A 12,025-nucleotide genomic window follows, 5' to 3' on the forward strand; every position below is an offset into this window, starting at 1 on the left:
AGGTTCCCGATGGCTGAAAAGGTGGCAATGGCAGGAGAAGAAGGCGCGCTGGCCCAGGCATTCGTGCAGTTCGCACTCGAATCCGGGGTGCTGCGCTTCGGCCAGTTCAAGACCAAGGCCGGCCGCATGAGCCCCTACTTCTTCAATGCGGGGCTGTTCGACGACGGCGCCAAGCTCGCGCGGCTGGCGGAATTCTATGCAGACCGGGTGATCGCCAGCGGGCTCGAATTCGACATGATATTCGGCCCCGCCTACAAGGGCATCCCGCTGGGCGCCACGTTGGCGGCCGAGCTGGCCCGGCGCGGGCGCAACGTGCCCTTCGCCTATAACCGCAAGGAAGCCAAGGATCACGGCGAGGGCGGCACCCTGGTCGGTGCGCCGCTGTCGGGCCGGGTGCTGATCGTCGACGACGTGATGTCGGCCGGCACGGCAGTGCGCGAGTCGATCGCCGCCATCCGCGGTGCGGGCGCCACGCCGCATGCCGTGATCATCGCGCTGGACCGACAGGAGAAGGCGACCGAGAACGGGGTCGATGTCGACCACAGCGCTGTGCAATATGTCCGCCAACAGCTGGGAATGCAGGTGGTGGCGATCGCCACGCTGGACGACTTGTTACAGTATCTGTCGGGGCGCGCGGACGACGAGCTGAGCGCCCACCGGCAGGGAGTGCTGGACTATCGGGCCCGCTACGGCGCGGGCTGACTTCAACCGCTCGAAGGATCGATGTTGGCGCGCATGCAGTACACACGCATCGGATTACTGGCGCTGCTGCCGCTGGCCGCAGCGGGTGTGGCCCACGCCCAGCAACCTGCCGCCGGTCCCGGCATCTACAGCTGCACGGACGCCCGCGGCCGCACCATCACGGCCGACCGGCCGATTCCCGATTGCGCCGACCGCGAGCAGCGCGAGCTCAGCCCCAGCGGCAGCGTACGGCGCAAGCTCGAACCGACCTACACGGCGCGCGAGCAGGCCGAGCGCGAGGAGCGCGAGCGCCAGGTACAGCTACAGGCAACCCGCCTGCGTGAAGAGCGGCGGCGCGAGCGCGCGCTGCTGATCCGCTACCCCAACTCGGCCGCGCACGACCGCGAGCGCGCCGAGGCGCTGGTGCAGATCGATGCGGTGATCACCGCCGCACGCAGGCGCCTGAGCGAGCTGGCCGAGGAGCGTCGCAAGATCGACGACGAGCTCGAGTTCTACGCCAATGATGTGAGCAAGGCCCCCGCCTCCCTGCGTCGCAAGGTCGACGACAACACCAAGAGCGCGGCGGTACAGAACCGCTTCATTGCCGACCAGGAAGACGAGAAGAAGCGCGTGAACGCACGCTTCGACGAGGAGCGCACGCGCCTGCGGCCGCTGTGGGCCGGCACCGCGCCGGCCATCACCACGCGCTGACGATCCCTATCCCAGCTTCGCCTTCAGCAGCGCATTGACCTGCGCCGGGTTGGCCTTGCCCTGGCTGGCCTTCATGACCTGGCCGACCAGCGCGTTGAAGGCCTTGTCCTTGCCGGCGCGGTATTCGTCGATGTTCTTCGGGTTGGCGGCCAGCACGGTGTCGACGATCTTCTCCAGCGCGCCGGTATCGCTCATCTGCTTCAGGCCCTTGGCGTCGATGATCGCGTCGACGTCCTGGCCCTCGCCGGTCCACAGCGCGTCGAAGACCTGGCGTGCCGCGTTGTTCGACACAGTGCCGTCGCCGATGCGCCCGATCAGCGCGGCGAGCTGGGTGGCCGTGACCGGCGCCTGGGCGATGTCGATGTCCTGCAGGTTCAGCCGGCGCGCGATCTCGCCGGTGATCCAGTTGCTGGCGAGCTTGGGTGCGGCGCCCGCGCGCACGGCCTCGTCGAAGTAGCGGGCCAGGGCCGGGCCCTGGGTGAGCTGCGCGGCGTCGTAGTCCGACAGCCCGTGCTCGCGCACGTAGCGCTCGGCCATGGCGCGCGGCAGCTCGGGCATCTCGGCGCGCACGCGCTCGATCCACTCGGGCGCGATCGCCAGCGGCGGCAGGTCGGGGTCGGGGAAATACCGGTAGTCGGCCGCGTCCTCCTTGGTGCGCATGGCGCGGGTCTCGCCGGTCTCGGGGTCGAACAGCACGGTGGCCTGCTGGATCGCGCGGCCGTCCTCCAGCTCGCCGATCTGCCAGCGGATCTCGTAGTCGATCGCCTGCTGCATGAACTTGAAGCTGTTGAGGTTCTTGATCTCGCGCCGCGTGCCCAGCGGGGCGCCGGGCCGGCGCACCGAGACATTGGCGTCGCAGCGGAAGCTGCCTTCCTGCATGTTGCCGTCGCAGATGCCGATCCAAGTCACGATCTTGTGCAGTTCGCGCGCGTAGGCGACAGCCTCGGCGGTGGAGCGCATGTCGGGCTCGGTCACGATCTCCAGCAGCGGCGTGCCGGCGCGGTTCAGGTCGATGCCCGATTGGCCGACGAAGTCCTCGTGCAGCGACTTGCCCGCGTCTTCCTCCAGATGGGCACGCACCAGGCGCACCGTCTTCTTCTCGTCGCCGAGGAAGAAGCTCACCGAGCCGCCCTGCACGACCGGGATCTCGTACTGGCTGATCTGGTAGCCCTTGGGCAGGTCGGGGTAGAAGTAGTTCTTGCGCGCGAACACGCTGCGCGGCGCGATGTGCGAGCCGAGCGCCAGCCCGAGCTTGATGGCGCGCTCGACGGCGCCCTTGTTCATCACTGGCAGCGTGCCGGGCAGCGCCAGGTCGACGGCACTGGCCTGGGTGTTGGGCTCGGCGCCGAAGGCGGTGGAGGCGCGGCTGAAGATCTTGCTTGCGGTCGAGAGCTGGGCATGGGTCTCGAAGCCGATGATGACTTCGTAGCCCTGCACCAGCGGGCCGGTCGGGCGGCCTTCCTGCGCTTTTTCGAAGGAGATGGCAGCACTCATTTCAAAGGAATCCGGTTTGTTCGGGGAACACCGCGGAACCGGCTTTGCCGGGCCGCTGGTGCTGCCCCCGGTGAGGGGGCTGAGGGCCGCGGCTCCAAGCCTGCCTGCGCAGGCTTGGACGGCCTGAAGGGCAAGGCCTCTGGCCGCAGCACGCTTGGCGACCCCACGAAGTGGGCAAGCATGGAGGGGAGCTCATTCATAGCCCTCCGGCGTGCGCTGGTGCCAGTCGGTGGCCTGCTGGAAGCGGTGCGCGGCGTTGAGCAGCTTCGCTTCGCCGAAGTAGTTGCCGATCAGCTGCAGGCCCACCGGCAAGCCGCCGTCGAAGCCGGCCGGTACGCTCATGCCGGGCAGGCCCGCCAGCGAAGCGGGCAGGGTGAAGATGTCGGCCAGGTAGTCGGCCACCGGATCGTCGCCATGCTCGCCCAGCTTCCATGCGCCCGTGGGCGCGGCCGGGCCGGCGATCAGGTCGCACTGCGCGAAGGCCTGCTGGAAGTCGTCGGCGATCATGCGGCGCACCTTCTGCGCCTGAAGGTAGTAGGCGTCGTAGTAGCCGTGCGAGAGCACGTAGGTGCCGATCATGATGCGGCGCTTGACCTCGTCGCCGAAGCCTTCCTCGCGCGTCCTGGCGTACATGTCGGCCAGATCGCGGTAGTTTTTCGCGCGATAGCCGAACTTGACGCCATCGAAGCGGCTCAGGTTCGAGCTCGCCTCGGCCGCCGCGATGATGTAGTAGACCGGGATCGAAAGCTCGGTGCGCGGCAGGGTGACCTCGACGCGCTTCGCGCCCAGCTTCTCGTACTCGGCCAGCGCGGCCTCGACGGCGGCGCGCACGCCGGGTGCCACGCCTTCGCCCAGGAACTCGCGCGGAACGCCGATGCGCAGGCCCTCGAGCGAATCGCCCAAGCTGCGGGTGAAGTCTTCGGCCGGCTTGTCGAGCGAGGTCGAGTCGCGCTCCGGGTCCGGCCCGCACATGGTCGACAGCATCAGGGCGCAGTCCTCGGCCGAGCGGGCGAAGGGGCCGGCCTGGTCCAGGCTGGAGGCGAAGGCCACCATGCCGTAGCGCGAGGCGCGTCCGTAGGTGGGCTTGATGCCGGTCACGCCGCAGAAGGAGGCGGGCTGCCGGATCGAGCCCCCGGTGTCGGTGCCGGTGGCTGCCGGCACCAGGCGCGCGGCTACGGCAACGGCGCTGCCGCCGGAGGAGCCGCCGGGGATGCGCGCACGGTCCCAGGGGTTGCGCACCGGCACGGCGTGGTCGAAGCCCACGGCGGGCACGGCCACGTTCTCGTTGGCCGAGCCCATCGCGAACTCGTCGCAGCTGAGCTTGCCGAGGTTCACGGCCCCGGCGTCGGCCAGCTTGCGCACCACGGTCGCGTCGAAGGGCGAGCGGTAGCCGGCCAGGATGCGCGAGCCGGCGGTGGTCGGCAGGTCGGCGGTGACGAAGATGTCCTTGTGCGCGATCGGTACGCCGGCCAGGGGCCGGGCGTTACCGGCGGCCAGTTGCGCATCGGCGGCGCGGGCCTGGGACAGGGCGAATCCGTCGTCCAGAGCCACGAAGGCGCCCAGGTCCCGGTGCTGCCGGATGCGGGCCAGCTGGTGCTGGGTGGCTTCCACGGCCGAGACCTTGCGCTCGCGAATCGCGCGGGCCAGCTCGGCCACGCCCATCTGGTGCAGTTCGCCTTTCATTCGATCACCTTCGGCACCAGGAACAGCCCGTTCTCGACCGCGGGCGCGCTGCGCTGGTTGAGCTCGCGCTGGTTCGGCTCGCTGGCCACGTCCTCGGCGAGGCGAAGCGTCACGTCCTGAATGGTCGCCACCGGATGGGACAGCGGCTCCAGGCCGCCGGTGTCGACGGCGCGCATGCGCTCCACGAGTTCGAAGAAGCCGTTGATCTGGCCGAGCATGCGTTCGCTCTCGTCGGGCGCGAGCGCCAGCCGGGCGAGCGATGCGATGCGCGCGATATCTGAAGAAGTGAGGGACATCGGAAACAGCGAGAAAGGACAGAGCCCCAAAGGGCCGCCAAAGGTCGCACTTTGCACCTTGGGAGAGTGCGCCGGAGGCGGGACGCGGGGGGGATTCGGGTATTATCCCGCCTTTGCCGCAACCCCCGCGAACGCGCCGGCATTTGCTGCAAAAACGTCCATCCATCCCGTCCAAAAACGACCCAGCAAGAGGGCGACGACATGCCGGCGCGCATGCCGTGCTCCAGAGGATTCCAGAATGTTCGGAGCTTTCCGTCGGTACTTCTCGACCGACCTCGCGATCGACCTCGGCACCGCCAACACCTTGATCTTTGCCCGCAACAAGGGCATCGTGCTCGACGAGCCTTCGGTGGTCGCCATCCGCCACGAGGGCGGGCCGCACGGCAAGAAGGTGATCCAGGCGGTGGGCCGCGAAGCCAAGGCCATGCTCGGCAAGGTGCCCGGCAACATCGAGGCCATCCGACCCATGAAGGACGGCGTGATCGCCGATTTCGTGATCACCGAGCAGATGATCAAGCAGTTCATCAAGATGGTGCACCCGCGATCGCTGCTCACGCCCAGCCCGCGCATCATCATCTGTGTGCCCTGCGGCTCGACCCAGGTGGAGCGCCGTGCCATCAAGGATGCGGCCGAGGCGGCCGGCGCCACCTCCGTCTACCTGATCGAGGAACCCATGGCGGCCGCCATCGGCGCCGGCCTGCCGGTGTCGGAGGCCAGCGGCTCGATGGTCGTGGACATCGGCGGCGGCACCACCGAGGTGGGCGTGATCTCGCTGGGGGGCATGGTCTACAAAGGCAGCGTGCGGGTCGGCGGCGACCGCTTCGACGAGGCCATCATCAACTACATCCGTCGCAACTACGGCATGCTGATCGGCGAGCCGACGGCCGAGGTCATCAAGAAGAGCATCGGCTCGGCCTTCCCCGGCTCCGAGGTCAAGGAGATGGAAGTCAAGGGCCGCAACCTCAGCGAGGGCGTGCCGCGCAGCTTCACCATCAGCAGCAACGAGGTGCTGGAGGCGCTGACCGACCCGCTCAACAACATCGTCTCGGCCGTCAAGAATGCCCTGGAGCAGACCCCGCCCGAGCTGGGTGCCGACATCGCCGAGCGCGGCATGATGCTGACCGGCGGCGGCGCCCTGCTGCGCGATCTGGATCGCCTCCTGGCCGAGGAAACCGGCCTGCCGGTGCTGGTGGCGGAAGACCCCCTGACCTGCGTGGTGCGCGGCTGCGGCATCGCCCTCGAGCGCATGGACCGCCTGGGCAGCATCTTCACCAGCGAGTAATGTTGCTCGCCCCCAGGTCGCGCGCACTATGTGTCGCGCTCCCACCCCCGGCCGGGGGCGGCGCCTGCGGTCCGGCAATGCCGGTCCCGCGGCCCCCCCCGAACAGTCCGGCTCGTGGCATAACGCAACATGCCGCTCGGCACCCTTGACCGTACCGCGCCACCCCTGTTCAACCAGGGCCCGTCGGCACTCAGCAAGCTGATCTTCTTCAGCGCGCTGGCGCTTTTTCTGATGGTGGCGGATGCCCGCTTCAACATCGTCCAGCCGCTGCGCGCGGCCATCGGGGCGGTGCTCTATCCGGTGCAGTGGCTCGCCATGAAGCCGGTGCAGCTGGCAGTCGGCGGCGGCCGCTACCTGGAAGACCTCCAGACCGCGCAGTCCAAGGAGGCCGATGCGCGCAAGGCGCTGGCGCTGCAGTCCGAACGCGCCAGCCAGGCCGACACCCTGGCGCAGGAGAACGCCCGGCTGCGCTCGCTGCTCGAGTTGCGCCAGACCACGCAGACGCCGGGCCGCGCGGCCGAGGTCCTCTACGACGCGGCCGACCCCTACACCCGCAAGCTGGTGATCGACCAGGGCTTGGCCAACGGCATCGTGGCCGGCTCGCCGGTGATCGACGAGCACGGCGTGGTAGGGCAGGTCACGCAGGTCCAGCCCTTCACCAGCGAGATCACGCTGGTGATCGACCGCGACCTGTCGATCCCGGTGCAGAACGTGCGCACCGGTGCGCGCAGCGTGGCCTTCGGCGACGCCAGCGCCCATGGCGGAGGGCTGGAGCTGCGCTTCGTTGCTCCCAGCGCTGACGTGCAGGAGGGAGACCTGCTCACCACCAGTGGGGTCGACGGCGTCTACCCGCCAGGCTTGCCGGTCGCGAAGATCGACCGCATCGACCGCCGTGCCGATTCCGCCTTCGCCCGCATCCACTGCTTGCCCATGGCCCATGTGGCGGCTGCGCGCTACGTGCTGGTGCTGTCGCCTACGGGCAACCAGATGCCCAAGCCGGCGCCGGCCGCGGCGGCCGACGCCAATCCGGCGGCGAAGAAGAAGGCCGACAGGGCCAGCGCCAAGCCCGGCAAGGCCGATAAGGCCGATAAGGCCGGCCAGGCAGAGAAGAAGGAGGGCCGCACCCCATGATCATGCGTCCCGGCCACCAGCAGCTGTTGCTGCCGGTCAATCCCTTGTTCATCTGGGCCAGCCTGATCGTGGCGCTGCTGGTCAACATGGTGCCGATCGGCCGCGCCGCCTGGCTGCCCGACCTGCTGGCGCTGGCCATCGTGTTCTGGAGCGTTCACCAGCCGGCGCGCATCGGCATCGGCGCAGCCTTCGTGTTCGGGCTGTCGATGGACGTGCACCAGACCGCGCTTCTGGGCCAGCATGCCCTGTCGTACACCACGCTGGGCTTCTTCGCGATCATGATCCACCGGCGGCTGCTCTGGTATCCGCTGCTCTCCCAGGCGCTGCAGGTGCTGCCGTTGTTTGCCATCTCGCACTTGATCGAAGTGGCGATCCGCATGATCGGCGGCGGGATCTTCCCCGGCTGGGGCTTCCTGATCGCGCCGGTGGTCGAGGCGGCCCTCTGGCCTTTCGTGACCCTGCTGCTGCTGGCGCCGCAACGACGCGCCCCCGAACCCGATGCCAACCGGCCCCTATAACAGACCCCGAGGCCGTCTTGCTCCACGGCCGCGGGCGGCGTAGGCTTCGCGCGCCATGACCGAACTCCGCAACGTCGCCGCAGATCTCGCACGCTTCAGGCGGCGGGTGCTGGTGATCGGGCTGGTGGTGCTGGTAGCCTTCGGGCTGCTGTGCGCGCGGCTTTTCTTCCTGCAGGTGGTGCGGCACGAGGACTTGGCGGAGCAGGCCGAGAGCAACCGCACGGCGGTGGTGCCCGTGGTGCCGAACCGCGGCCTGATCCTGGACCGCAATGGCATCGTGCTTGCCTCCAACTACTCGGCATACACGCTGGAGATCACGCCCTCCAAGGTCGGCAGCCTGGAGGACACCATCGACAGCCTGGGCGAGGTGGTGGAGGTCTCGCACCGCGACCGCCGCCGTTTCAAGCGCCTGCGCGAAGACTCGCGCAGCTTCGACTCGATCCCGATCCGCACCCGTCTGACCGATGAGGAAGTCGCCCGCTTCGCGGCCCAGCGCTACCGCTTTCCCGGCGTCGAGATCAAGGCGCGGCTGTTCCGCAACTATCCCAACGGCGAGCTCGCCGCCCACGTGCTCGGCTACATCGGCCGCATCAACCAGCGCGAGAAGGCGGCGATGGAGGAGTGGAGCGAGGAAGACCAGGCCAACTACAAGGGCACCGACTACATCGGCAAGCTGGGCATCGAGCAGAGCTACGAGAAGACGCTGCACGGACAGACCGGTGTCGAGCAGATGGAAACCTCGGCCGGCGGCCGCGCTGTGCGCCGCCTCGGCAGCCATCCGGCGACACCGGGCAACACGGTCAAGCTCTCGCTCGACATCAAGCTGCAGAAGCTGATCGAAGACATGTTCGGAGAGCGTCGCGGCGCCCTGGTGGCGATCGATCCCAACACCGGCGAGATCCTGGCCTTTGTCTCCAAGCCCACCTTCGACCCGAACCTGTTCGTCGAGGGCATCGACACCGAGAGCTGGCAGGCGCTCAACGAGTCGATCGACAAGCCGCTGTTGAACCGGGCGCTGCGCGGCACTTACCCGCCGGGCTCCACCTACAAGCCCTTCATGGCGCTGGCTGCGCTGCAGCTCAACAAGCGCGCGCCGAGCCTGGTGGTCAACGATCCCGGCTTCTACACCTTCGGCGGCCACACCTTCCGAAGCCACGAGGGCGGCCTGGGCGGCGTGGACATGCACCGCGCCATCCAGATGTCGAGCAACACGTATTTCTATTCGCTGGCCGTCGACATGGGCGTGGACACCATCCACGACTTCATGAAGCCGCTCGGCTTTGGCCAGATTACCGGCATCGACCTCCAGGGCGAGGTGCGCGGCCTGCTGCCCAGCACGACCTGGAAGCGCGAGGCCTACAAGCGTCCCGAGATGAAGAAGTGGTACCCGGGCGAGACCGTCTCCCTGGGCATTGGCCAGGGCTACAACAGCTTCACCATGCTGCAGCTCGCGGTGGCCGAGGCCACGCTGGCCAACGGCGGCATCAGGCACCGCCCGCACGTGGTCAAGGCCATCAAGGACACGGTCACCGGCGAGGTGAACGAGCTCCCGCAGCCGCCGGGCGAGAACCTCGGCTACCAGCCCAAGCATGTGGACCTGGTGCGCAACGCGCTGGTGGCGGTGAACAAGGGCGGCACCGGCACGCGCGTCTTCGCGGGCGCGCCCTACAGCTCGGCCGGCAAGACCGGCACCGCACAGGCGGTGGCATGGGGCCAGAACACCAAGTACAACGCCAAGGCGCTGGAAGAGCACCAGCGCGACCACTCGCTGTTCGCGGCCTTCGCGCCGGCCGAGGCGCCGAAGATCGCGGTCGCGATCATCGTGGAGAACGCCGGCTTCGGCGCCGCGGCGGCCGCACCGATCGTGCGCCGCGTGTTCGACTACTGGCTGGCCGACCAGTACCCCAACGAGCAGGACCTGGCGGCGGTGCAGGCCGGCAAGGCCGCCGCGCCGTTGGGCAAGCCGCGGGTGGCGAGCGAGTTGTCCTGGCCCATCGTGAGCGGTGCCGCAACGGCCCCCTGAACATCGCCGCGGGTGGGGAATCGAAGGCTTCATCGCCGTCAAGGCGCTGGTCAAGTGACGTGCGCGGCGGCGGCCGCCCCAGGTGGAGGCGCCGCACGCGCTTGTTGGTCGGCCGTGCGGCGAATGCATTTCCGAGGCCGTTCGGCAAAAGAAAAGGCGCCGACCAGCGGCGCCTTGTAAAAAACGGGCATCTCGTGCGGATGCCTTGTCTGAAGCCTGTTCTAGTTCTTCTCCATGTGTCTCCTCGGTCCCCCGCGCTGCGGGGCAGGCCCGTTTGCGAGTGGCGAGACTTTAGGCGGATGCACCGTGCCAGTGCATCGGGGATTACCCGCCACTGCGCAACAACTGGAAACAAAGAGACGCCGCTCAGGTGCCTTCCGTTCCGCGAATCCAGCTTGCCGCCTTCTCCGCGATCATCAGCGTGGGGCTGTTGGTGTTGCCGCTGGTGATGGTGGGCATCGCGCCGGCATCGACCACCCGCAGGCCCGCAATGCCGCGCACCCGCAGCCGCGAATCCAGCACGGCCATCGGATCGCCATCGGCACCCATCCGGGTGGTGCCCACCGGATGGAAGATGGTGGTCGCGATGTCGCCGGCCAGCCGCGCCAGTTCCTCGTCGCTCTGGTACTCGGGGCCGGGCTTCCATTCCTCCGGCCGGTACTTCGCCAGCGCGGGCTGGGCCACGATGCGGCGCGTCACCCGCAGCGAGTCGGCGGCCACCTTGCGGTCTTCCTCGGTGCTCAGGTAGCAGGGGGCGATCGCCGGCGCATCCGAGAAGCGGTGGCTCTTGATCTGCACCGTGCCGCGGCTGGTCGGGTTCAGGTTGCACACGCTCGCGGTGAAGGCAGGGAAGCTGTGCAACGGCTCGCCGAATGCATCGAGCGAGAGCGGCTGCACGTGGTATTCGAGGTTGGGCCATGCGTGCTCGGGCGCGCTGCGGGTGAAGGCGCCGAGCTGCGACGGGGCCATGCTCATCGGACCGCTGCGCTTGAGCAGGTATTCGAAGCCGATCTTCGCCTTGCCGTAGTAGGAGGACGCCAGCACGTTGAGCGTGGGTGCGTCCTTGACCTTGTAGACCGCGCGGATCTGCAGATGGTCCTGCAGGTTGGCGCCGACGCCCGGCGCGTCGAGCGCCACATCGATGCCGTGGCGGCGCAGCAGCTCGGCCGGGCCGATGCCCGAGAGCTGCAGGATCTGGGGCGAGCCGATGCTGCCGGCGCACAGGATCACTTCGCGGGTGGCGTGGGCCAGGACCATCTCGTGGCCGTCCCAGACCTGCACGCCGCTGCAATGCCGCCGGCCGTCGGCTGCGGTATCGAGCAGCAGGCGCGAGACCTGCGCGCCGGTCCACAGCTCGAAGTTGGGCCGGCCGTAGCAGGTGGGCCGCAGGAAGGCCTTGGCGGTGTTCCAGCGCCAGCCGTTCTTCTGGTTGACCTGGAAGTAGCCCACGCCCTCGTTGCTGCCGCGGTTGAAGTCGGTCGAATGCGGGATGCCGGCCTGCTCCGCGGCTTGGGCGAAGGCGTCCAGGATGTCCCAGCGCAGGCGCTGGCGCTCTACCCGCCACTCGCCGCCGGCCCCATGCATTTCGTCGGCGCCCAGGTAGTAGTCCTCGTGCTGCTTGAAGGCGGGCAGCACCTCGTCCCAGCGCCAGGTGTCGTCGCCGGTGAGCTGCGCCCACTGCTCGTAGTCGCGCGACTGGCCGCGCATGTAGATCATGCCGTTGATGGAGGAAGAGCCTCCCAGCGTCTTGCCCCGCGGATAGCGCAGGCTGCGGCCGTTGAGGCCGGCGTCGGGCTCGGTCGTGTAGAGCCAGTCGGTGCGCGGGTTGCCGATGCAGTAGAGATAGCCCACCGGGATGTGGATCCAGTGGTAGTCGTCCTTGCGCCCGGCCTCGATGAGCAGCACGCGGCGGTTCCTGTCGGCGCTCAGGCGGTTGGCCATCAGGGCACCGGCGGTGCCGGCGCCGACGATGATGTAGTCGAAGGTGGTGTCGTCGTTCATTGGAAAAAACTTCCGCCCTGCGGGCTGCGGTGCTATGAGCCTTCGGAGCGACCGGGCCGCTCGTGCCTGTGCATTCGTCTCGCTCTCGTTGTCGTTCGGCCTTCCCGCTGCAGGGGCTGGCCGCGGGCCGGATCGGGCATTGTGGCAAAGGCCCGCGCATTGCGCGACCGCCTACGCCCGGGCGCGGGGAAAGGGTGTGGGTCAA

At 68.5% G+C, this 12,025-nt stretch carries 10 protein-coding genes; 6 read left to right on the forward strand and 4 right to left on the reverse strand.

Annotated features, from left to right (window positions below):
• Nucleotides 1-9: 9 nt before the first annotated feature.
• Nucleotides 10-702: an orotate phosphoribosyltransferase gene (gene pyrE / locus E5P3_RS02130; RefSeq protein ID WP_162584487.1), complete on the forward strand. Its 693-nt coding sequence runs from the start codon at nucleotides 10-12 to the stop codon at nucleotides 700-702.
• A gap of 33 nt (nucleotides 703-735) precedes the next feature.
• Nucleotides 736-1,392, forward strand: a complete 657-nt coding sequence (locus E5P3_RS02135) for a DUF4124 domain-containing protein (protein WP_232072950.1) — start codon at nucleotides 736-738, stop codon at nucleotides 1,390-1,392.
• 6 nt (nucleotides 1,393-1,398) lie between these two features.
• Here E5P3_RS02135 and gatB read toward each other — a convergent pair whose 3' ends face one another.
• The 3 genes from gatB to gatC form a co-directional block, all read right to left on the reverse strand.
• Nucleotides 1,399-2,886, reverse strand: coding sequence for an Asp-tRNA(Asn)/Glu-tRNA(Gln) amidotransferase subunit GatB (gene gatB / locus E5P3_RS02140; RefSeq protein ID WP_162584489.1), 1,488 nt, complete (start codon nucleotides 2,884-2,886; stop codon nucleotides 1,399-1,401).
• A 192-nt stretch (nucleotides 2,887-3,078) separates the two neighbouring features.
• Nucleotides 3,079-4,569 carry an Asp-tRNA(Asn)/Glu-tRNA(Gln) amidotransferase subunit GatA gene (gene gatA, locus E5P3_RS02145; protein WP_162584490.1) on the reverse strand — a complete coding sequence of 497 codons (1,491 nt, stop codon included), beginning with the start codon at nucleotides 4,567-4,569 and terminating at the stop codon, nucleotides 3,079-3,081.
• Entirely contained in the window at nucleotides 4,566-4,865 is a 300-nt protein-coding gene (gene gatC / locus E5P3_RS02150; protein ID WP_162584491.1) for an Asp-tRNA(Asn)/Glu-tRNA(Gln) amidotransferase subunit GatC, read from the reverse strand. The genes gatA and gatC overlap by 4 nt, the downstream gene beginning before the upstream one ends.
• Before the next feature lie 238 nt (nucleotides 4,866-5,103).
• On the opposite strand from gatC, the gene E5P3_RS02155 reads away from it, so the two are divergent.
• From E5P3_RS02155 to mrdA, 4 genes are all read left to right on the forward strand, one after another.
• A complete protein-coding gene (locus tag E5P3_RS02155) occupies nucleotides 5,104-6,147 on the forward strand; it encodes a rod shape-determining protein (protein WP_028249609.1) in 1,044 nt (347 codons plus the stop codon).
• A gap of 129 nt (nucleotides 6,148-6,276) precedes the next feature.
• Nucleotides 6,277-7,278, forward strand: a complete 1,002-nt coding sequence (gene mreC / locus E5P3_RS02160; RefSeq protein ID WP_162584492.1) for a rod shape-determining protein MreC — start codon at nucleotides 6,277-6,279, stop codon at nucleotides 7,276-7,278.
• Nucleotides 7,275-7,796 carry a rod shape-determining protein MreD gene (mreD, locus tag E5P3_RS02165; protein ID WP_162584493.1) on the forward strand — a complete coding sequence of 174 codons (522 nt, stop codon included), beginning with the start codon at nucleotides 7,275-7,277 and terminating at the stop codon, nucleotides 7,794-7,796. The genes mreC and mreD overlap by 4 nt, the downstream gene beginning before the upstream one ends.
• A 55-nt stretch (nucleotides 7,797-7,851) precedes the next feature.
• On the forward strand, nucleotides 7,852-9,819 hold the full coding sequence (gene mrdA, locus E5P3_RS02170) for a penicillin-binding protein 2 (RefSeq protein WP_162584494.1): 1,968 nt from the start codon (nucleotides 7,852-7,854) through the stop codon (nucleotides 9,817-9,819).
• A gap of 366 nt (nucleotides 9,820-10,185) precedes the next feature.
• Here the strand turns inward: mrdA and E5P3_RS02175 are convergent, their stop codons facing one another.
• Entirely contained in the window at nucleotides 10,186-11,820 is a 1,635-nt protein-coding gene (locus E5P3_RS02175) for a GMC family oxidoreductase (protein WP_162584495.1), read from the reverse strand.
• Nucleotides 11,821-12,025 lie beyond the last annotated feature (205 nt).

The sequence above is a fragment of the Variovorax sp. RA8 genome (genome assembly GCF_901827175.1).
GTDB lineage: Bacteria > Pseudomonadota > Gammaproteobacteria > Burkholderiales > Burkholderiaceae_C > Variovorax.